Origin of the sequence: Pseudarthrobacter cremeus (assembly GCF_051857465.1) — a bacterium.
In the GTDB taxonomy this organism is placed as follows: domain Bacteria; phylum Actinomycetota; class Actinomycetes; order Actinomycetales; family Micrococcaceae; genus Arthrobacter.
The window spans coordinates 555382-576471 of the sequence record NZ_JBPZHC010000001.1 but is presented as its reverse complement, the minus strand read 5'-3'; the positions used below and the strand labels follow the sequence as shown (position 1 = coordinate 576471).

At 66.6% G+C, this 21090-nt stretch carries 20 protein-coding genes; 16 read left to right on the top strand and 4 right to left on the bottom strand.

Annotation, left to right across the window (positions count from 1 at the left end; translation table 11 throughout):
- Window positions 1-9: 9 nt before the first annotated feature.
- The 5 genes from ACS5PJ_RS02520 (at window position 10) to ACS5PJ_RS02500 (ending at window position 5771) form a co-directional block, all read left to right on the top strand.
- Window positions 10-1164, top strand: a complete 1155-nt coding sequence (locus ACS5PJ_RS02520) for a class I SAM-dependent methyltransferase (protein WP_439433340.1) — start codon at window positions 10-12, stop codon at window positions 1162-1164.
- 166 nt (window positions 1165-1330) lie between these two features.
- Window positions 1331-2533 (top strand): ROK family transcriptional regulator, encoded by a 1203-nt coding sequence (locus ACS5PJ_RS02515; protein ID WP_439433561.1) that lies wholly within the window; start codon window positions 1331-1333, stop codon window positions 2531-2533.
- Between the two features lie 107 nt (window positions 2534-2640).
- On the top strand, window positions 2641-3993 hold the full coding sequence (locus ACS5PJ_RS02510; protein WP_439433339.1) for an extracellular solute-binding protein: 1353 nt from the start codon (window positions 2641-2643) through the stop codon (window positions 3991-3993).
- 3 nt (window positions 3994-3996) lie between these two features.
- On the top strand, window positions 3997-4893 hold the full coding sequence (locus ACS5PJ_RS02505) for a carbohydrate ABC transporter permease (protein ID WP_439433338.1): 897 nt from the start codon (window positions 3997-3999) through the stop codon (window positions 4891-4893).
- The gene (locus ACS5PJ_RS02500; protein ID WP_439433337.1) at window positions 4890-5771 is read left to right on the top strand and encodes a carbohydrate ABC transporter permease; all 882 of its coding nucleotides are present in this window, start codon (window positions 4890-4892) and stop codon (window positions 5769-5771) included. The genes ACS5PJ_RS02505 and ACS5PJ_RS02500 overlap by 4 nt, the downstream gene beginning before the upstream one ends.
- A gap of 74 nt (window positions 5772-5845) precedes the next feature.
- Here the strand turns inward: ACS5PJ_RS02500 and ACS5PJ_RS02495 are convergent, their stop codons facing one another.
- Window positions 5846-6049: a hypothetical protein gene (locus tag ACS5PJ_RS02495; RefSeq protein ID WP_354145709.1), complete on the bottom strand. Its 204-nt coding sequence runs from the start codon at window positions 6047-6049 to the stop codon at window positions 5846-5848.
- Window positions 6050-6202: 153 nt separating this feature from the next.
- On the opposite strand from ACS5PJ_RS02495, the gene ACS5PJ_RS02490 reads away from it, so the two are divergent.
- The 8 genes from ACS5PJ_RS02490 to metE all read left to right on the top strand — a co-directional run bounded on the left by ACS5PJ_RS02490 (window position 6203) and on the right by metE (window position 15056).
- A complete protein-coding gene (locus ACS5PJ_RS02490; protein WP_439433336.1) occupies window positions 6203-7210 on the top strand; it encodes an AAA family ATPase in 1008 nt (335 codons plus the stop codon).
- Window positions 7211-7216: 6 nt separating this feature from the next.
- Window positions 7217-8101, top strand: a complete 885-nt coding sequence (locus tag ACS5PJ_RS02485) for a DUF58 domain-containing protein (RefSeq protein WP_439433335.1) — start codon at window positions 7217-7219, stop codon at window positions 8099-8101.
- Window positions 8091-8561 (top strand): hypothetical protein, encoded by a 471-nt coding sequence (locus tag ACS5PJ_RS02480; RefSeq protein ID WP_439433334.1) that lies wholly within the window; start codon window positions 8091-8093, stop codon window positions 8559-8561. The genes ACS5PJ_RS02485 and ACS5PJ_RS02480 overlap by 11 nt, the downstream gene beginning before the upstream one ends.
- Window positions 8552-9586 carry a vWA domain-containing protein gene (locus tag ACS5PJ_RS02475; protein ID WP_439433333.1) on the top strand — a complete coding sequence of 345 codons (1035 nt, stop codon included), beginning with the start codon at window positions 8552-8554 and terminating at the stop codon, window positions 9584-9586. The genes ACS5PJ_RS02480 and ACS5PJ_RS02475 overlap by 10 nt, the downstream gene beginning before the upstream one ends.
- Entirely contained in the window at window positions 9583-10623 is a 1041-nt protein-coding gene (locus ACS5PJ_RS02470) for a VWA domain-containing protein (protein ID WP_439433332.1), read from the top strand. Before ACS5PJ_RS02475 ends, ACS5PJ_RS02470 begins: the two co-directional genes overlap by 4 nt.
- The gene (locus ACS5PJ_RS02465; RefSeq protein WP_439433331.1) at window positions 10620-11363 is read left to right on the top strand and encodes a hypothetical protein; all 744 of its coding nucleotides are present in this window, start codon (window positions 10620-10622) and stop codon (window positions 11361-11363) included. The genes ACS5PJ_RS02470 and ACS5PJ_RS02465 overlap by 4 nt, the downstream gene beginning before the upstream one ends.
- Window positions 11364-11691: 328 nt before the next feature.
- Window positions 11692-12660 (top strand): methylenetetrahydrofolate reductase, encoded by a 969-nt coding sequence (locus ACS5PJ_RS02460; RefSeq protein WP_439433330.1) that lies wholly within the window; start codon window positions 11692-11694, stop codon window positions 12658-12660.
- Between the two features lie 56 nt (window positions 12661-12716).
- A complete protein-coding gene (metE, locus tag ACS5PJ_RS02455; RefSeq protein ID WP_439433329.1) occupies window positions 12717-15056 on the top strand; it encodes a 5-methyltetrahydropteroyltriglutamate--homocysteine S-methyltransferase in 2340 nt (779 codons plus the stop codon).
- 75 nt (window positions 15057-15131) lie between these two features.
- Here metE and ACS5PJ_RS02450 read toward each other — a convergent pair whose 3' ends face one another.
- The 3 genes from ACS5PJ_RS02450 to ACS5PJ_RS02440 form a co-directional block, all read right to left on the bottom strand.
- Complete coding sequence (locus ACS5PJ_RS02450) at window positions 15132-15902, bottom strand: DUF4386 family protein (RefSeq protein ID WP_439433328.1); 771 nt, start codon at window positions 15900-15902, stop codon at window positions 15132-15134.
- Between the two features lie 90 nt (window positions 15903-15992).
- The gene (locus ACS5PJ_RS02445; RefSeq protein WP_439433327.1) at window positions 15993-16499 is read right to left on the bottom strand and encodes a DUF2004 domain-containing protein; all 507 of its coding nucleotides are present in this window, start codon (window positions 16497-16499) and stop codon (window positions 15993-15995) included.
- Between the two features lie 45 nt (window positions 16500-16544).
- Window positions 16545-17462, bottom strand: a complete 918-nt coding sequence (locus ACS5PJ_RS02440) for a LysR family transcriptional regulator (RefSeq protein WP_439433326.1) — start codon at window positions 17460-17462, stop codon at window positions 16545-16547.
- Window positions 17463-17587: 125 nt separating this feature from the next.
- Here ACS5PJ_RS02440 and ACS5PJ_RS02435 point away from each other — a divergent pair, with 125 nt between their 5' ends.
- From ACS5PJ_RS02435 to ACS5PJ_RS02425, 3 genes are read left to right on the top strand one after another with little or no spacing between them, the layout of a single operon-like run.
- Window positions 17588-18964, top strand: a complete 1377-nt coding sequence (locus ACS5PJ_RS02435) for an NAD(P)/FAD-dependent oxidoreductase (protein ID WP_439433325.1) — start codon at window positions 17588-17590, stop codon at window positions 18962-18964.
- Window positions 18961-19692 (top strand): DUF1365 domain-containing protein, encoded by a 732-nt coding sequence (locus tag ACS5PJ_RS02430; protein WP_439433324.1) that lies wholly within the window; start codon window positions 18961-18963, stop codon window positions 19690-19692. The genes ACS5PJ_RS02435 and ACS5PJ_RS02430 overlap by 4 nt, the downstream gene beginning before the upstream one ends.
- Complete coding sequence (locus tag ACS5PJ_RS02425) at window positions 19689-21062, top strand: class I SAM-dependent methyltransferase (protein WP_439433323.1); 1374 nt, start codon at window positions 19689-19691, stop codon at window positions 21060-21062. The genes ACS5PJ_RS02430 and ACS5PJ_RS02425 overlap by 4 nt, the downstream gene beginning before the upstream one ends.
- Window positions 21063-21090 lie beyond the last annotated feature (28 nt).

Genomic DNA, 21090 nt, shown 5'->3' with positions numbered 1-21090 from the left:
CAGGAAACCGTGGCAGAAAAAAGTCTTGAGGCCATCCTGGGGACCCTGCGGCGGTACCCCGACGTCGAGGCCCCCAATCTCCAGGCCTGGGACGCCACTGACAAGCTGTTGCTGGAAGCGGCCGCGGACAGGCTGCCCCCCGGCACCGCCCTGACGGTGATCGGCGACCGCTACGGCGCCCTCACGCTCGGCGCACTGAACGGCCTCGGAGTCCGGCGTGTGAGAGTGCACGAGGATCTCATCACGGGGGAGCGTGCGCTGCGGAACAATGCGGCAGCGCTGGGCATAGAGCCGGCATCATTGGCCGGAGGCACGGGGTACGAGCAACTGCCACTGGGGGAGGAGCTTCTTTCCGACGCGGAATTTGTGCTTCTGCAGCTGCCCCGGACGTTGGCAGAGCTGGAGGAAGTCTCCGCAGCGGTGGCCCGGTATGCGGCCCCGCACGTTAAACTGCTCGCCGGCGGACGTGTCAAGCACATGTCCTTGGGCATGAATGCGGTCCTGGAACGGCACTTCGAGTCGGTCCAGCCGCAGTTGGCGCGGCAGAAGTCCAGGATCATCCTGGCCGGCGGTGCCCGGGAAGGGGTGTCCCCGGAGGCAGGTCCCGCCGTCGGGCACCTTGCAGGGCTTGACCTGGACGTTGCAGCCCGCGGGGCCGTCTTCGCCGGGACGAAACTGGACATCGGCACCAGGTTCCTCCTGGACTTCCTGCCCGAGATGCGATCAGCGCAGCATGCCGTGGACCTGGGCTGCGGCACCGGAATCCTCGCCGCCATGTACGCCCGTGCCCATCCGGAATCGCGCATCACGGCCACCGACCGGTCCGCAGCCGCCGTCGCCTCCGCCCAGGACACTGCACAGGCCAACGGCCTTGGAGACCGGATCAGCTTTCTCCAGGACGACGCCATGAGCACCTTGCCCGCCGGCAGCGTGGACCTGATCCTGCTTAATCCGCCGTTCCACCTGGGTGCCAGCGTCCACGCCGGAGCGGGCATCAAGCTGTTCGAGGCAGCCGCCAGGGTACTGGCCCCGGGCGGTGAGCTGTGGACGGTCTTCAACCGGCACCTGCAGTACCTCCCGGCGCTGGAACGGCTGGTGGGCCCGACCAGGGTCAGGGGCGCCAACCCGAAGTTCACGGTGGCCGTCAGCACCCGCCGGGCCTAGGACGCCGGGCGCCGTGCCGCGCCGCGCTCCTGCCTCCGGCTCTGGGCGTGGGACAAGGGGTAACGTACCATTCAGACAACATGAGTACGCGGCCAAAACTCTAGGGGAGACCGTGCCAGAAATCCGCCAGTCCTCGCCCCCACGGCGCGGAACCAACCTTCCCCGCATGGGGGACTTCAACCTCACGGTCATTCTCGACGCCATCCGCAGGTCATCCGGCGGTCTCAGCCGTGTGGAGCTCGCCCAGATTGTCGGCCTCTCGCCCCAGACCATCTCCAACATTTCCCGCCGCCTGCTGGACCAGCACCTCATCGTCGAGGCAGGAAAAGAAGGCAGCGGGCCCGGCAAGCCTCGGACCATGCTCCGCCTCAACCCGGGCGGCATGTACGCGATCGGAGTCCACCTGGACCCCGCCGTGACCACCTTTGTGGTGCTGGATCTGGTCGGCGCGGTGGTGCAGCATTCCCGGATTAAGACGCCGGGCGGCAACGACCCCGCCGCGGTCATCGCCACCATTGCCACCCAGATCGGGCAACTGGTTGCAGACTCGGGGGTGGACGTCGCAAAGATCGCCGGACTTGGCGTCGCGGCACCGGGCCCCATCGACCTGGACAACGGCACCGTGGTGGACCCCCCGCTGCTCCCGGGCTGGGACCGCGTGGAACTCCGGAACGCCCTGGCCAAAGCAACCGGCTACTCCGTCCTCGTTGACAAGGACGTCACCAGCGCCGCCGTCGCGGAAACGTGGGCCGGTGGCCCCAGCGGCGCCGGCAGCTTCATCTTCATGTACATGGGTACGGGCATCGGCTGCGGAATCGTGCTCAACGACGAGGTGGTGCGCGGAACGTCGGGAAACGCCGGCGAGATCGGCCACATCGTGGTGGAACCGGACGGCCCCCTCTGCGATTGCGGACTGCATGGCTGCGTGAAATCCTCGGCCATCCCGCAGGTCCTGGTCGCCGAAGCGGTGGCCGCCGGGATCCTCGACGACGCGGGGTCCAGGCATACCGCGGCCGACGTCCAGCAAAGCTTTACGAAGCTCTGCGACCTCGCCGACGCCGGCGACGCCAAGGCCCTGGCCATCATTGACAAATCCGCGGTGCTCGTGGCCCGCGCGGTTTCAGTGGTCACCAACACCCTGGATGTGGAACGTGTTGTCTTCGGCGGGCCCTTCTGGAGCCGGATGGCGGAACGCTACCTGGACCGGATCCCGGCGCTCGTCGACGCCAACAGCGCCGCCCGCCTGATCCACACGGTCGAAGTTGTCGGCACTGGAGTAGGTGAGGATGTCGGCGCCATTGGCGCCGCTTGCCTGGTCCTGGAACATACTCTCGCGCCGCGGGCGCAGCGGCTTCTACTGGAAGCATGAACCGGCAGGTCCTTGCTTGCGCCGGTCGCCCCCTCTAGCATGTGGATATCGCCGCGGCTGGGGCCCGCAGACAAAGAGGACTGCAGCCATTTACTGAATGGAGCACCATGAGTCCCCGGGCCCTCGTTTTCTCTGCATTCATCTCCGCCGCGGCCTTGACGCTGGCGGCCTGTTCGCCGGCCGCTCCCGCGGAATCGGCGAAGGCCCTGAAGGTGGTCTACCAGAAGACCGATTCCTTCACCGCCCTGGATACCCTGTTCCAGGCGGCCAAGAAGGAATTTGAGGCCGCCAACCAGGGCGTCACGGTCAACCTGGAGCCCATCCAGGCGAACGACGACGACTACGGCACCAAGCTCGCCCTCGCCCTGCGTTCATCCTCCACAGCTCCTGATGTCTTCTACGAGGACACCTTCAAGGTCCGCTCCGACGTCGACGCCGGCTATCTCCTGAAACTGGACAGCCACCTGGACGGCTGGAAGGACTGGGATACTTTTGATGACGCCGCCAAGGCTGCGGGCCGCGGGGACGACGGCGGCACATACGCTGTTCCGCTGGGCACCGACACGCGCGGGATCTGGTACAACAAAAAGGTCCTCGCCGCCGCGGGCGTCAGTCTCCCCTGGGAGCCGCGCAGCTGGCAGGACATCCTGGACACGGCCCGGAAAATCAAGGCAAACAATCCCGCAGCGGTGCCCTTCAACATGTACGCCAGCAAGGGCACTGGCGAAGGCACCGTGATGCAAAGCTTCTATGAACTCCTCTATGGAACGGGAGCAGGACTCTACGACACCGATGCGAAAAAGTGGGTGGTCGGCTCGAAGGGGTTCACCGACTCGCTGGCGTTCCTGGACACCCTGTACGAGGAACAGCTTGCGGTATCGCCGGCGGAGGCGCTCGACGCCAATGTCTGGAAGAAGGTCTTCGGGGAATGGCTGCCGCAAGGCAAGATGGGCGCCACCGTGGAGGGCTCGTACGCGCCGTCATTCTGGCAGAAGGGCGGCAGTTACGAATGGCCCGCCTACGGAGAGGAGATGGGCGTGACGGCCTTCCCCACCCAGAACGGCCAGGCTCCCGGCGGAGTAAGCATGTCCGGCGGCTGGACCCTGGCTGTGGGGGCCGGCACCAAGGATGCGCAGCTGGCATTCAACTTCCTGGCAACGGCCCTGAACCAGAAGAATTCGCTGGCATTCAACATAGCCAGCTCCCAGATCGCCGTCCGGAAGGACGTCGCCTCGGATTCCGGCTATCAGGCCGGGAACCCGTTTGTGAAGGATGTGTCCGAACTCGTGGCGGTTACGCACTACCGGCCCGCGACGGCGGACTACCCCCGCATCTCGGCAGCGGTACAGGAGGCCACGGAAGCAGTGATCACGGGGGCAAAATCCCCGGCAGAGGCCGCCGCCGGCTACGACGCCGCGGTCAAGGGCATCGTCGGTGACGCCAAGACCGTCGCGAAATAGCCGGTGCCCATCACTGATCCACACCGCCGCCCTGTGCGCGGCCGCAAAGCGCGGCTGCTTCCTGTCCTTCCGGCTGTGGTCCTCCTGTTGGTTTTCCTGGCCGGCCCCGTGCTGTGGGCTTTCCACGCCTCCTTCACCAATGCCGCCCTGACCGGCCGGAACGCACGCAGTCCCGGCTGGATAGGGTTCGAGAACTACGCCAGGCTGCTCGGCGACCCCATGCTGCCGCTTTCGCTGGCCCTGACGGTCCTGTTCGTTGGCGGCTCTGCCATCCTCGGCCAGAACGTTCTGGGGCTCACCATCGCCGTCCTGATGAGGAGGGCCCGCCGCCCGGTGGCCGCCGTCGTCGGAACGGCCGTTGTTGCCGCATGGGTGCTGCCCGAGATCGTTGCGGCCTTCGCCGCCTACGCCTACTTCAGCCGGGACGGGACCCTCAACCAGATCCTGGGCGGACTGGGTCTCGGCCAGCCCGATTGGCTGTATTCGTTTCCGATGGCCGCCATCATGCTTGCCAACATCTGGCGCGGGACCGCGTTCTCCATGCTCGTCTACCGTGCCGCGCTGGACGAGGTGCCGGGCGAGGTGACGGAGGCAGCCCTGATGGACGGGGCCACCGGCTGGCAACGGCTGGCGTTCATCACCATCCCCATGATCCGGGGCAGTATTGCCACTAACCTGATGCTCATTACCCTGCAGACTCTGGCGGTTTTCACCCTCATCTGGGTGATGACCGCCGGCGGGCCCGCGAATGCCAGCACCACGCTACCGGTGCTGGCATACCAGGAAGCCTTCAAATTCGGCGACATCGGGTACGGCACCGCTGTGGCGTCAGTCCTGATCCTCATTGGAGTGGTGTTCGGCGCGGCCTACGTCCGGCTCCTCCGGGAGGCCAAGCCATGACGACGGCGGCCCGAACGTCCGCCGGGACGCGGCGGGAGGGGGCCGGGGCAGTCTCCCGTGCCCGGCAGCGCGCACGGTTCCCTGCAGATATGGCCCTGATCGTGATCGGCGCCTGCTTTGTCCTGCCGCTGCTTTGGCTGGTGTTTGCCGCCCTTGACCCCTCGGCCGGACACGAAACAAGGCTTCCGGGGAAGGTCTCACTTGCCAACTTTGCCGCGATCATGACACGGGGGCTGCTGTTCGGGCCGCTATGGAACAGCCTGCTGCTCTCTGCCGGAACAGGCGCCGTCAACCTGGTGGCGGCAGTGCTGGCCGCCTACCCGCTGTCCCGTTACCAGTCCCGGTTCAACAAACCCTTCATGTACACCATCCTGTTCGGGACGTGCCTGCCGATCACTGCCATCATGGTTCCCGTCTACGGGCTGTTCGTGCAGCTGCAGCTCCTGGACTCCATGCCCGCCACCATCTTCTTCATGGCCACCACCACCCTGCCCATGGCCATCTGGATGACGAAGAACTTCATGGACGCCGTCCCGGTATCGCTGGAGGAAGCCGCCTGGGTGGACGGCGCCTCCGGTCTGACCGCGCTGCGCACCATCGTCCTGCCACTGATGCGGCAGGGACTGGGAGTGGTGTTCATCTTTGTTTTCATCCAGGCCTGGGGAAACTTCTTCGTTCCCTTTGTCCTGCTCCTGTCCGAAGCGCGGCAACCCGCAGCCGTTTCGATCTACAGCTTCTTCGGACAGCACGGGGCAGTCGCCTACGGCCAGCTGGCCGCCTTTTCCATCCTGTATTCAGTCCCGGTGCTGGCCCTCTACGTGATTGTGGCCAAGGGCGCCGGCAGCTCCTTCGCGCTCTCAGGCGCGGTCAAGGGCTGACACGGTCAACGGTTGACCAGGACCCGGACCCCCGGGGTGGAGCGCCATCAGCGCCGCCGCCGACACGGCCACCATCAGTCGATGTCCTCCACCACCACTCCATACGGAAGCGTGTCGTCGAGGTGGGCCTGATGGCCGGTGGGACCCACGTTGTAGGTGACCCGGACACCGTGGCTCTGGTCGGCAGCGGACTGCTGCAGCACAGGCTTAACGGCAAGGACGAAGCTCTCGCTTTTGTCGGCGAGAAACTGCTTGTAACTGGCTGGAAGCTCGCTCATGGCAAAAGGATAAACCTACCTGACCCCTGATGGGGAGGGGTCCCCATTGCGGGCGGCGAAGCAACTGGCTTGGATAGGATGGCGGACGGGGTGCCGCCGGGCAACACCGTCCGCGCACCCGCCGCCGTCCAGCAGCCATCAGGGGGAAATCCAGTGCTTCAGACCAGTGCGCCCGCACGTATCGAACCGGCGGACCTGGCACGTGCACAGCAGGTGGTGGCGAACATTTCCCGCAGCTTCGATGCCAAAGTAGTGGGCCAGGCACGCCTGCGCGAATCGCTGCTGGTTGGCCTGATGACAGGCGGGCACATCCTGCTGGAAAGCGTGCCGGGACTGGCCAAGACCACTGCCGCCCAGACAGTGGCAGAAGCTGTCAGTGCAGAGTTCCGCCGGATCCAGTGCACCCCGGACCTGCTGCCCAGCGACATCGTGGGCACGCAGATCTACGACGCCGCCAAAGGCACCTTCATCACCCAGCTCGGCCCGGTTCACGCCAACATCGTCCTCCTGGATGAGATCAACCGCTCCAGCGCAAAAACCCAGAGCGCCATGCTCGAGGCCATGCAGGAGCGGCAGACCACCATCGGGGGACAGGAGTACAAACTCCCTTCACCCTTCCTGGTACTCGCCACGCAGAACCCGATCGAGCAGGAAGGCACCTACCAGCTGCCCGAAGCGCAGATGGACCGCTTTATGCTCAAGGACGTCCTGGACTACCCGTCACCGGCGGAAGAAGCGGAGATCATCCGTCGCATCGACGCCGGGATCTTCACCGCGGAGCAGATTCCGGCGGCGGCCGCGTCGCTGGATGCGGTGTCAGGGGTCCAGGAGCTCGTGAAACGGATCTACATCGATCCGGCCATCATCAACTACATCGTGGGACTGGTGTTCGTCACCCGCAACGCCGGGCAGTACATCGACCAGCGCCTGGCCGGGTTCATCGAATTCGGCGCCAGCCCCCGCGCCAGCATTGCCTTCAGCCAGGCTGCCCGGGCCGTGGCACTCATCAACGGCCGCGGCCACGTGATCCCTGAGGACGTGAAATCCCTGGCACACCGGGTGCTGCGGCACCGGCTTATCCTGGGCTTCGAGGCAGTGGCCGAACAGGTGCCGGTGGAAACCATCATCGATGCCATCGTGGCATCCGTGCAGACTCCCTGAGCCGGCGTGCCCAGCCTGCTCCAGCGCGTCAAGTCGAAGATGGCCATCTTCGCCCACCGGAAAGCCCGCGGAATGCTCGACGGCGAGTACGGTTCAGTCTTCCGCTGCCGCAGCCTCGATTTTGACGACCTCCGGGCCTACGTTCCCGGGGACGAGGTCCGCGACATCGACTGGAAGGCCTCCGCCCGCCACGGCTCACCCCTGATCAAACGCTATGTGGCCGTGCGCCGGCAGACGGTCCTGCTCATTGCCGACACGGGCCGGAACATGGCTGCTGAAGCCCGTGACGGAGAAACCAAGAAGGACATTGCCGTGATGGCCCTGGGTGTTGTGGGCTACCTTGCCCACAGGCACGGCGACGTGGTGGGACTGGTCTGCGGCGACGCGAACGGCAGCCGCGCCATCCCGGCAAAAGCAGGGGAGTCCCACCTGGAACGGCTCCTCCGCGAGGTTGACTCCGCCACCGCGCTGGACTCGGGCCCCAGCAACATCGATGGGCAACTGGAACACGTGGCCCGCACCGTCAAAGGCCGGCACCTGCTGTTCGTGGTGGCCGATGAGCGTGCCGCCGATGCGGGCACCGAACAGCTGCTGCGCCGTCTCCGCGCCCAGCATGAAATCCTCTGGCTGACCATCCGGGACGCCGATCTGGTGGGGGAACGCCATTCGAGTCATGACGCCGTCAGCGTCGCCGACTCCGCGCTGCTGCCCGGGCACCTTGCAGCCTCCCCGGACGTGGCGGCGGCGTATGCCAGGGCTGCCGTGGAGCGCGACGCCGGCCGGCACGCCATGTTCCGCCGGGCCGGCATCACCGAAGGCCACGTGACCGGCAGCGCCGGGGTCATGACAGAACTGTTCGCCCTCCTGGAAAGGCACCGGCGTGCAGGATGACCAGGGCTTCTACGGACCCCTGCAGTACAGCCAAGGATGGCTGTGGGCCGGCCTCGCCCTCCTGGCCCTGGTCCTGGGCTGGTACGGCTTCGTGTTCTTCAGCACCCGCCGGCGCCGGAATCCGGCGGCCCGGCCCCGGTTCACGCCGCCGTCGGACCTTGCCGCGCTCAAGCAGGCCTACCTCCAACGCATTGACGCCGTCAGCGCCGACGCCGCCGCCGGGCAGCTGACCACCCGCGAATCGCACCGGGAACTGAGCCTGCTGGTCCGCAAGTTCGCCCGCGACGTCACCGGCGTGGACGCCCCACGGATGACCCTCGCCGAGCTGCACGCGCACCCGCTGTCCTCCACCGCTGAGGCCGTCAGCAGGATCTACCCGGGCGAGTTCGGCCTGGAACCGCTGCCGGCCGTCGCCGATTCAGCCGAAACCGCGCGCCGGGCGGTGCGGCAATGGAACTGATGTTCTGGTGGCTCGTCCCGCTTGCGCTGGCCGCCGTCGCCGTCGCCGGCTGGTTTGCTTTCCGGCGCGATTCCCCAGGGAATGCCCGACGGCGGCCGGTCGCCAACGCGGACCGCCTCACCGGCCTGCCCGAATACCAGGCTGCCCTCCGCCGGCACCGCCGCTGGCTGGCAGTCGCCGCGCTCGCAGGAGTGACCCTGATGATTTCCGCCGTGGCCGCAGCGGCGCGTCCCGTGGAACTGACCACCAGCCGGCCGGAACAGCGCAACCGCGACATCATGCTGTGCCTGGACGCCTCGGGCTCCATGAGCAGCGCCGACTCCGCCGTCGTGGAGGTGTTTGCCCGGCTGGCCAAGGAATTCGACGGCGAACGGATCGGCCTCACCGTCTTCGACAGCACTGCCGTGCAAGTCTTCCCGCTGACCGACGACTACGAATACGTGGAGGAACAGCTCACTCTCGCCCGCGACGCCTTTGACGGAAAACCCGGCAGCACCGGCTTCCTGGACGGCACCTGGGGCGGACGCGGATCCTCGCTGATCGGCGACGGCCTGGCCTCCTGCGTCAACTCCTTCCCGCCCACCAGGCCCGGCACGCCGTCCGGCCCGGAGCCCAGCACGGACAGCACTGACCCGGGCCGGCAACGCTCACGGTCCGTAGTCCTGGCGACGGACAACTACCTCTCCGGCGACCCCATCTTCACCCTGGAGCAGGCGGGTGCCCTGGCCACCGAACGCGGCGTCCGGGTGTACGCGCTCAATCCCGGGGACCTGGACTATGGAACAGGGCCCGGCCAGCCCGGGGCCAGGCTCCGGGCGGTGGCCGAAGCCGGCGGGGGCGCCTACTACGCACTGGACAGCCCTGACGCCGTCGCGGGCATCGTGCGGACGGTACAGGAAACGGAAGCAGCGGCGCTGCAGGGCGCACCCCGCTCCGTGGTCTCTGACCGGCCCGACCTGCCCCTCGCCCTGGCGCTTCTGTCCGGGCTGGTGCTGGTAGGGGTGTCCTGGAGGCTGAGGCCATGACACTGCAACCCATCATGCCGTGGTGGCTACTTGCCCCGATCCTCGCTCTCGCGGTCCTCTTCCTGGGCTGGCGGGTGGTCCGTTCTGCCCGCAACCCTTCCTCCGGTCATTTGCGCGGGTGGCTGTTCCGGAGCGCCCTGGTCCTGCTGCTGGTTGCCGCGGCTCTCCGTCCCGGAATCGCTGGCGGGTCCGCCCAGAGGGCCTCGGCGGACCTTAACGTCTTCTTCGTCGTAGACACCACCAGCAGCATCGTCGCCGAAGACTACGGCAATGGTTCGCCCCGGCTGAAGGGGGTCCGCCAGGACATCAGGGCAATCGCTCAGGAACTGCCCGGTGCCCGCTTTTCTGTCCTGACCTTTGACAGCGACGCGGTGGTGCGCATGCCCCTGACCACTGACACCACTGCCCTGGACACCATGGTTTCGGTCCTGGAGCCGCAGGTCACCGCCTACTCCAAGGGAAGCAGCGTCACCATCGCCGGAAAACTGCTGGCCGAACGCCTGGCTGCAGCACGGACAGGCCATCCGGAACGGCCCCGGCTGGTCTACTACCTGGGCGACGGTGAGCAGACCAGCGGCAAGGCACCGGAGCCGCTGAAGGTCGACGCCGCCCTGATCGACGGCGGTGCTGTCCTGGGCTACGGCACCCCTGGAGGCGGCCGGATGAAAGAATCGACCGGGCGGGGTCCAGGACCGGATTCGGGAGAGGATGCAGGGAGCGGCAGTTACATTCAGGACCGTACTTCGGGAGGCGGCCGGGACGCCCTGTCAGTCATCGATGAAGGCAGGCTGCGCGGGATAGCCGCCGACCTGGGCGTTCCCTACGTACACCGCTCCGCCGGGGATCCGGTGGCGCCCATGATGCAGCAGGCCCGCGCCGGGGAATTGCAGCGCACCCCGGATGACCCCAGCCTGGGCGGCAGGACGGAACTGTATTGGATCTTCGCCGCTGCGTCGTTCCTGCTTGGACTTCGAGAGACCTTCCTGCTGGTACGCCATGGGCGCCTGCTCAGGCCCCCATCAAGGGGGCGGACATGACGCGGCACGCAAACCCCGAACCGGGGGACCGGAAGCGCCGCCAGCGCCGGCTGCTCCTCTGGTCTGCCCTGCCTGCCGCCGTCGTCCTGTGCCTGTCCGCAAAGCTGCTCAGCCTGGGCATCCTGGCCGGGGCCGCTGACAGGGGCTTCGCTGCCGGGGCTGCGGGCGCGGTGGCGGACGCCGCGGCCGGACTGGACATTGCCAACTTCATCGAGCCGCACAAGGCTCCGTTCGCCGACGGAGACAGCCTGGTCCTCGCCGGGGACTTCGCGGGTGCCCGCGAGCGGTTCGAGGAGGCACTGCCGCTGGCGGGCTCCACGGACGGGTGCCTCATCCGGGTCAACCTGGTGCTCAGCATCGAACACCTCGGCGACGCGAGGGCAGCGGCGGAAGACACGACGGCGGCCGCCCGGCTCTTTGCCGAAGGCCTTGCCGTGGTGGAGTCCGCCCCGGAGGGCTGCTTCTCCGCCGGAGGGTCCGGCGCCTCAGAGATTCCTACCGGCGGGCAGTTGGAGCAGGCCGCAGAGCGCCTGAGGCAGAAAGCCGAGGACGCCGCCGGTGGAGACGCTCCGCAGCAGGCAGAAGCGCAGCCCGCGCCCGCCGATCCCGGACTGGAGAGCCGGCTGGACCAGCTGCAGGACAGTTCACGCGACGTCCAGCGGGAGCGCAATACGGGGCAGGAGCGGGACGAATACCTCCGGGACGGTGACTACGGAACCGGACCGGACCGTCCCTGGTAGCTGCCAGCAACGAAGATTATTCTGTCCGGCCACGAAACAGAGCGTAAAGCTGCGTCTTAATTCGGCCGCGAACTTGAACACCGCGCCGCCGCCTCCTAGAGTTCTATACAAGTTACCGAGGTAACGTGTCAGCGATCCTCCGTTCTGGAGGGTGTGGGTGCCCCCATGTGGGCCTGACATTTGCTCACGGACGACTTCATTTCAGGCGTAACAGTCGCGGCTGCGTCCTTGTGGAGTTCTTCCGTGTTCCCCAAACTCAAATTCATTGCCGGCACTGCCGTCACATCTGCTGACGTCAGGCCTCAATGGCCCAAAGCCAAGGACGCAAATGTCACCGCCAAGCCTTATCGAACCGCATCCAAACCTCTCCGAGAGCACAGCCCCGGTGGCCCTCTCCTATGAGCTCTTCCCGCCCCGTTCGCCGGCGGCAGCCGAGTCGCTGTGGAACACCATCAGGGAACTCGAAACCACCGACCCGGACTACGTCTCGGTCACCTATGGTGCCAGCGGCTCCAACCGGGACACCGCCGTCGAACTCATCAACCGGCTCCTGCTTGAAACCACGCTCCGGCCCCTGGCCCACCTGACCTGCGTCGGCAACACTCCGCAGGAACTGGCGGAGATCATCGGGGACCTGCTGGATACCGGTGTCCGCGGCATCCTGGCGCTTCGCGGCGACCGGCCCCAGGACGGGACTCCGCCGGTTCCCGGGTCGCTGCGCTATGCACAGGACCTGATCGAGCTCATCCGCCGTGTTGAGCAGCGGCGTTCAGCGCTGCTCTGCGCCGGAAAAATCGCCGTCGGCGTGGCTGCCTACCCCACACGGCACCCGGAGTCGCCCAGCGAAGAGCACGACGTTGAAGTGCTGCTGGCCAAGCAGCGCTCCGGCGCTGACTTTGCCATCACGCAGGTCTTTTTCCACACGGACCAGTACGCGGACCTGCTCAGCAGGGCACGCCGGGCCGGGGTCACCATACCCATCATTCCCGGCATCATGCCGTTCACCAGCCCGCGCCGGGTGAAGCGGCTGGGCGAACTCAGCGGCGTCGAGCCGGACCCGCAGCTGCTGGCCCGCCTGGCCGCCGCGGACACGGACGCCGAACGCCACAGGATCGGTGTCCGGGCCACAGTGGACCTGGCCAAGGCAGCGCTCGACGCAGGGGCCCAGGGCATCCACCTCTACACGTTCAACGAGCATCAGAGCGCGCTGGAGGTGCTGGACAAGCTGGCACTGCCACGCCACTCCCGGTCCGCAGGCCGACGCACCGCAATCCTCCAGCGCCAGCTCGCCAGCTGACCGCCCCTTAGTCGCCAGACCCTTCCAAGCTTTCCTCAACCTCAAAGGACTTTGTCATGCCCGAAAACAACACCTCCGTTACTCCGTTCCCGGCAGCCTCGCTGCTTGGCTACCCCCGCATCGGCCGTCGCCGCGAGCTCAAGAAGGCCATCGAAGCCTACTGGGCCGGGAAGATCGACGCCGCAGCACTGGACGCCGCCGCCAAGGACATCCAGCTCACCATCGCCCGGCGCCTGCAGGAGCTTGGCCTCACCGAAGCGGCCGCCGTTCCTGGCACCTTCTCCTACTACGACCAGGTACTGGACGCCACCGCCCACCTCGGCGCCGTCCCGGCCCGTTTCGGAGACCTCCTCAACGCTGAGGGACAGCTGGACATCGATGGCTACTTCACCCTGTCCCGCGGCACCAAGGACCAGCAGCCGCTGGAAATGACCAAGTGGTTCGACACCAACTACCACTACCTCGTCCCGGAAATAGGCCCCGAAACGAAGTTCAGCCTCGCCTCCAACCGCATCGTTGAGGAATTCGCGTTCGCCCTGGCCAACGGTATTGAGACCCGCCCGTACATCGTTGGCCCGGTCACGTACCTCCTGCTCTCCAAGGCTTCCGACGCCGCCCCCGCAGGCTTCGCCCCGCTGTCACGCCTCGAGGACATCCTCCCGGTCTACGTGCAGCTGCTCGAGAAGCTCGCGGCTGCAGGAGCCAGCTGGATCCAGCTCGACGAGCCCGCACTGGTTGTTGACCAGGACACCCCGGCCGCAGAAATCGAAGCTGCCGTGGCCCGCGCCTACGAAGTCCTCTCCGGGGCCCCCAAGCGCCCGCAGATCCTGGTCTCCACCCCGTACGGCGCGCTCGACGGCCAGCTGGGCACCCTCGCCGCCACCAACATCGATGCGCTGCACATCGACGCCTTCAAGGGCGCAGTGCCCTCCGCCGCGGCACTCGCCGGCCTCGGCAACAAGACCCTGGTTGCCGGCGTCGTTGACGGCCACAACATCTGGCGCAACGATCTGGCCGTCTCGGCCGCCAAGCTGGACGAACTGAAGGCCGCCGCCGGCCGCGTCACCGTGAGCACGTCCACCTCTGCCCAGCATGTCCCCCACGACGTCACGGAAGAGACCCAGCTCTCCGAGGAACTGCGCAGCTGGCTTGCCTTCGCTGACCAGAAGGCCGTGGAAGTCAGGATCCTCGCCGACTACGTGGCGGATCCGGCCTCCGCCAAGGCTGCCATCGACGAGGCTTCTGCCGTGATTGCCGCCCGCGCCACAGCCGCCGGCGTGCACCGCGACGACGTCCGGGCCCGCACCGCGGCCCTGACCGCGGCTGACTTCAGCCGCTCAGCCTACGAAGTCCGCGAAGCCGCCCAGGAAGAGGCGCTCCACCTGCCGCCGCTTCCCACCACTACCATCGGATCCTTCCCGCAGACCCAGGAAATCCGCTCCGCCCGTGCCCGCAACAACAAGGGCGATCTCACCAGCGGGCAGTACGAGCAGCTCATGAAGGACGAGATCAAGCGCGTCGTGGAGCTGCAGGAAGAGCTCGGCTACGACGTCCTGGTGCACGGCGAGCCCGAGCGCAATGACATGGTCCAGTACTTCGCCGAGAACCTCGAAGGCTTCGACGTCACCGTCCACGGCTGGGTCCAGTCCTACGGCTCCCGCTGCACGCGTCCGTCCATCCTGTGGGGCGACGTCACCCGCAGCGCCCCCATCACGGTGAAGTGGGCCGAGTACGCCCAGTCCCTGACGGGCAAGCCGATGAAGGGCATGCTCACCGGTCCGGTCACCATCCTCGCGTGGTCCTTCGTCCGCGATGACCAGCCGCTGGGCGAGACCGCCAACCAGGTGGGCCTGGCGCTGCGCGACGAGATCGCCGACCTCGAAGCAGCCGGCATCAAGATCATCCAGGTGGACGAGCCCGCCCTTCGTGAGCTCCTTCCGCTGCGCAAGGCGGACCACTCCGCGTACCTGAAGTGGTCGGTGGATTCGTTCCGCCTGGCCACCGCCGGTGTCGCTGACGCCACGCAGATCCACACCCACCTCTGCTACTCGGAGTTCGGCGTGATCATCGACGCGATCGACGGCCTTGACGCCGACGTCACGTCCATCGAAGCCGCACGCTCCCGCATGGAGGTTGTCCACGACCTTGAATCCCACGGCTTCGGCCGCGGCGTGGGCCCGGGCGTCTACGACATCCACTCGCCGCGTGTTCCGGGCGAGCAGGAAGTCACTGAGCTCCTGGCCACTGCCGTGAAGCACGTCCCGTCCCGCCAGCTCTGGGTCAACCCGGACTGCGGCCTGAAGACCCGCGGCTACGCCGAGACCGAAGAATCCCTGCGCAACCTGGTCAAGGCCACCAGGACGGTTCGCGCCGGCCTGCTGCAGGCAGCAGAGTAGTACTCATAAGAGACTCGAGAGGCTCAAGGTCCGGTGCGCTCAGCGCACCGGACCTTGAGAAGCGAGCGAACGCGGTCACCTTCCGTGACCGGCCGCTTTTTCGTTGCTCTGCCAGGCGCTGATGAGCAGCCAGACCGTCCAGGCGACGGTCAGGATGATCCCGGCCAGCGTCGGCAAGGCGTTTGCTGCAGCGAAACCTTCGGTTCCGATGATCCAGCCCTGGACCCAGTAGGCCGCCCCGGCCAACGCCATCAGGTACCCGATGAACCGGGAGACCCGCCGGGTGGCTGCGATGGCGACGCCCAAGAGGACCAGTGCGGTGCCCAGCATGAAGCTCTGGTAACTCCGCATGCCCCACTCGAGCCAGCGGATGCCTTCCGCGGTGGCGAACCGCATCGCTTTCTCCGGCTCGGCAGCTGATGCCCAGGCATCCACGGCGTGCTTGAGGGCCACCCCGTCAACGGCCTGGAGCGCGCCGTAAAGCGCCAGGGCCAGCGCCGCTGAAAGAGCGCCGAAACGGGCTGACCAGGCTGCGGCACCCTGCCCGGTGTTCAGGGCCGCCCACAGTGCAATCAGCCCAACGGTCAACAGTGCCATGCCGACGAACTGGCCAAGGTGCGCGCCGGTCCAGATATCGCTTCCGGCATAAGCGGTAAATGAAGCCACATGGTCATTCGCGTCATGCGACTCGGCATGGAGCAAGCCGGCCGCCACCGAAACCACGACGCCTGCCACGAGCAGCGTCGCAGCCAGGCGCAAGGATCGTCTGTCCGTCGTCTGCTGCCCGGTTCCGGGCATAACCGCCGAACGGCCGGTGCGGGTGTTATCTGCGTGGATATCGTCCATGGTGCCTACCGTCCTTTACATGGAGGCAAGGAAAAATGGCAGTTCCATGGTGATGCCGGCGGGGCAGCCCGCGCTAGGGCAGAAGGACCCTTAGGACTCCCAAAGGATTTCGTCGTCCACGACGCCGTCTTCGTCGGCGGAGGCCACCAGCACCTCATCGGTGAAATGGGACCCGAGCGTGAAATCAAGGACGAAGTAGCGTTCGGGCTGACCGGGGTAGATGCCCACGTGGCCGAGCTTGAGTGCCTTGAGGAAGACGTCGTTGGTGAGCTGGCTCCGGTCCTCGACGCCGAAAACCTTCCGCAGGTGCTCGTCTTTAACAGCGTTGCAGTGGAACTGAAGGTATTCCTGCGGGCTGGTGCCCTCCTGCTCCAGCTCATCGGCGATCATCTGCCGCACCTCATCGACGAGTTCGGGCAGGAAACGCAAGCGGTAGTCCACCTTGTGCATGGCCGCTTCATCAAAGTGGTCGTGTGCGTTGATGTTCAGGTCGAGCTCCAGCGTCTGGCCACCCAGCTCGTGTCTCGCGGCGATATTGTGATCCCTGCCGTGGTTGAGCTCGATCTCTCCAAAGTGCTGGCTCGCTACCCTGTTCATACCTTCAACATAGACCCCAAAAGCGGTGCATTCCAGCATTCGGGACTATTTGCCTCCAGCCCCCGGACCCGCCAGTGTTTCGGCAAGCAGGTCCACAAACAGCTGCACCCGGGCGGTCTTCTTCTCGTTGATGAGCAGGGCAAAGACGTTCCGGGCGAGCCGGATCTCCGGGACGTCCAGGACCACGACGCCGGCCGGCCGGTTCCGCAGTGCCAGCTCCGGCACCAGCGCCGCGCCGAGGCCGGCGGCGGCCATTTCGAGGCTGGCGTGGAAATCGTCGCTGCGGGCCACCACGCGGGGATGCAGGTTGCAGCTGGCGAAAAGGCGCTCGATCACCACGGCGTCGGGGCTCCCGGGGTGGTGCATGATCCACGGCAGTTCGGAGAGGTGGTCCGCGGCCACCTTGGCGTCACTGCGGAAACCCCAGCCCGCGGGAAGCACCACCCGGAAGTTGTCGTCGCCGATCCACTGCCGGTTGATGGTGTGCGGCCAGGCCAGGCCGGACTGGCCCACCTGGAAGACCAGGGCCACATCAAGGTCCCCGCCGGTCCGCAGGCCCTGGATGGTCAGGGCCGGTTCCGCAACGGACACCCTGAGGTCTATGCCGAGGTCTTTCCATGCCGGATTCTTCAGGATGCGCGGGAGGACGTAGGTGGCCAGGCTGGGGAAGATTCCCAGCCTGAGTTCCTGGCTCGTGGCGTCGTGGGTTTTGGACGCCGCGGCCATCAGGGCCTCGATGTCGGTCAGCACCTTTGCGGCGTGCCGGGTCATGACGACGGCGGCCTCGGTGGGAACCACGCTTTTGGCCGACCGCTGGAACAGGACGACGCCGGTTTCCCGTTCCAGCGTGGACATCTGTTGGGATACTGCCGAGGCCGTATACCCCAGGCGTGCCGCGGCCGCAGCGAACGAACCCAGCCGGGTAACCTCAAGGAGGGTCTTCAGATGCACGGGATTTACCACCCGCCCACAGTACTCCGCCGGATCGCCGGCAAAAAAGCTCCTTCACATCCGCACCCATCCAACGGGCCGACGGTTCCGAATTGCCGTTGACTTACCAACGGCAGATGTTCAGCAGAGGAGCACAATTGTCACTTAACCCAGCCTGGAGTGGGGGCGCGAGCCGCCGCATTGCCGTCATCGGAAGCGGTGTGGCCGGCCTTACCGCCGCGTACGTCCTGAACCGGGAGGACGATGTCACCCTGTTCGAGGCGGACAGCAGGCTCGGCGGCCACGCACACACCCACGCCGTCCCACAGCAGGACGGCAGTGTCCTGGGGATCGACACCGGCTTCATCGTCCATAACGAGCGGACGTACCCCACCCTTCTGCGGCTTTTTTCCGAGCTGGGTGTTCAAACCCAGGACTCCGAGATGAGCATGTCCGTCCGCTGTGACGGCTGCGGCCTGGAATACGCCGGCGCCCGCGACGGGGCCCGGGGGATCATCGCCCGCCCCTCCAGCCTGCTGCGCGGCCGCTACCTGCTGATGCTGCTGGAGGTCATGCGCTTCTACCGCAAGGCGCGCGCCCTGATCCAGGCTCCAGAGTCCGACGCCGGCACCGGCACGGCCGGCGCGGAGCTGACCCTCGGTGAATTCCTGGCCCGGGAGCGGTTCAGTCCGTACTTCATCTCCCATTTCATGACCCCCGTTGTCAGTGCTGTTTGGTCCTGCGACCCCACCACAGCTTTGTCCTATCCGGCGCGTTACCTCTTCACCTTCCTGGGCCACCACGGCATGCTGGGGGTCAAGGGTTCGCCGCAGTGGCGGACCGTCACGGGCGGGTCGGAGAGGTATGTGGAAAAGCTTGCGGCAGCGTTGCCGGATATCAGGCTGAGCAGCCCCGTGACCGCCATCCGCCGCCATGCCCTTGGTGTTGAGCTTGTCACTGCCGGGGGGATTGAGGATTTCGACGCCGTAGTCATCGCCACCCACCCGTCACAGGCGCTCAGCTTCCTTGCCGATGCCTCCCCGGAGGAGAAGGAAGCCCTTGGCGGCATGCCCTACTCCGTCAACCACACCGTTTTCCACCGGGACCCGGCGGTCCTGCCTGCCGCGGAGAACGCCCAGGCCTCCTGGAACTACCGGCTTCCCGGCTGCGACGCCCGCCCCGACAAGGTGCTGGTCAGCTACGATCTCACCCGGCTTCAGCGCCTGCAGCCCGCCGACGGCAGGCCGTACCTGGTGAGCCTGGGCGAATCCGAACTGATCGGCGAGAACCAGGTCCTGGAGCGCATGGTCTACGAGCACCCGCAGTACACCCCCGAGTCCCTTCGCGCTCAGCAGCGGATCGCGGCCCTGAGCGATCGACGCATCGCCTACGCCGGCGCCTACCTTGGCTGGGGCTTCCACGAAGATGGAGCGCTGTCCGGGGTGCGGGCTGCCGGGCAGCTGGGCCGCAGCTGGGACGCGACGGGACTGCAGTCACCGGAACCCGAACTGCAGACAGCCTCGGAGGGCACATGAGCTCCACTGCAGCCATCTACCGCACCTCCATCTCCCATGTGCGCAAGACCCCGCTGAAGAACGCCTTCACCTACCGGAGCTACAGCTGGTTTGTCGATGTGGACCGGCTCCCGGTCCTCCCGCGGATCCTGCGGCCGCTTGCGGACTTCAGGGCAGCCGACCACCTTGGGGACCCCGGTGCCAGCATCCGCAGCAATGTGGAACGGTTCCTGCGGACCCGGGGGATAGAGCCCGACGGCGGTGCCATCCGGATGCTGACCAGTGCCCGGGTGTTCGGGCACGTCTTCAATCCGCTCACCCTCTTCTGGTGCTACCGGCAGTCCGGGGACCTGCAGTGCGTCATCGCAGAAGTCCACAACACCTACGGGGAACGTCACTGCTACCTCCTGGACACGGATTCCTCCGGCCGCGCCAGTGTGCCCAAGGCCTTCTACGTTTCGCCGTTCAATGATGTTGACGGGCAATACCGCATGAAGGTGCCCGCGCCCCACGAACGGCTCTCTGTTTCCATCGTCCTGGAGCGCGAAGGGCACCGGCCCTTCGTCGCCACCATGGACGGGGACCGGCGGCCCGCCACTGTCCCTAACATCCTGGCGGCGGCCGTGGCTGTTCCGGCCGCGCCGCTGCTGGTATCCGCTTTGATCCGGATCCAGGGCATTAAACTCTGGGCAAGACGCCTGCCCGTCGTCAAAAGACCACATCACCCCTCACAGGAGGCAGTTCAATGACTATGACCGATGAGAACGGAACGGCTGCAGCTGTGGAGGTTGCGGCCGGGAAGTCAGCAAACCGGCACCCGGTGACGGGGCACAACGCTTCCGGGGTACCGGCGTCGCCGGCCACCATCGATCCGGAAGTGTGGCCCGGTGTTGCCCAGGCGCCGTCGGGCACTAAAGCCCTCGTGGCGGGCAAAGCCGCAGGTCTTCTTTTCAAGGCCGCCCTCCGCCGGCTGCCCGTCATCGTGGCCTACCCGGACGGCTCCGTGGTGGGCGCCGGCGGCCACGATGCCCCGGTCATGACCATGGTGCGGCCCGAGGCGTTCGAAGCCAGGATCGGGGACAACGGCCTGATCGGGCTGGGTGAGTCCTTTATGGCCGGCGACTGGGAAGCATCTGATCTCGCTGCCGTGCTCGAGGTCTTCGCTGCCTCCGTGGACACGCTGATCCCCAAACCGCTGCAGAGACTGCGCACGCTCTACCTGCCCCGGACTCCGCGGCACGAGCAGAACGCGGAACAGAACACCCGCAGCAACATCTCGCGCCACTACGACCTCTCCAACGAGCTTTTTTCCAACTTCCTGGACGGGACCATGAGCTACTCGTCCGCGCTGTTCCCGCTGGCCGACGGGGCGCTGGACTCGGTGCCCTGGGAAGCCCTGGCCGAGGCGCAGCAGGCCAAGATCGACAGGCTCCTGGACAAGGCCGGAGTCCGAAGCGGCACCCGGCTGCTGGAGATCGGCACCGGGTGGGGCGAGCTGGCGTTGCGCGCGGCAGCCCGGGGTGCCACGGTCTACAGCGTCACGCTCTCGAGCGAACAGCAGGCCCTGGCCCAGGAACGCATCGCCGCCGCGGGCTACGCGGACCAGGTCACCGTGGCCCTGCAGGACTACAGGGCGGTGGAGGGCGAGTTCGACGCCGTGGTGTCCGTGGAGATGGTTGAGGCCGTGGGGTATGAGTACTGGCCCATCTACTTCCAGACCATCGACAGGGTGCTGGCCCCGGGCGGGAAGGTGGCCATCCAGGCCATCACCATGCCGCACGGGCGCATGCTGGCGACCCGCAACGCCTACACCTGGGTCCACAAGTACATCTTCCCCGGCGGCTTCCTGCCGTCGGTGCGGGCCATCGAGAGCGTGACACAGCAGCACACCACGCTCCGCGTCCGGGAGCGGATGGGGATGGGCGACCACTACGCCGCAACTCTGCGCCTGTGGGAGGAAAGGTTCATTGCGCGCTCGCAGGAGGTGGGGGAGCTGGGCTTCGATGCGGTGTTCCAGCGGATGTGGATTTTCTACCTGGCCTACTCGCGTGCAGGGTTCCAGTCCGGCTACCTCGATGTACAGCAGATCGTGCTGGACCGCCGGGAGGCGCAGCTCTAGTAGGGTGATTCGGGCGTGCCCCTTGGTT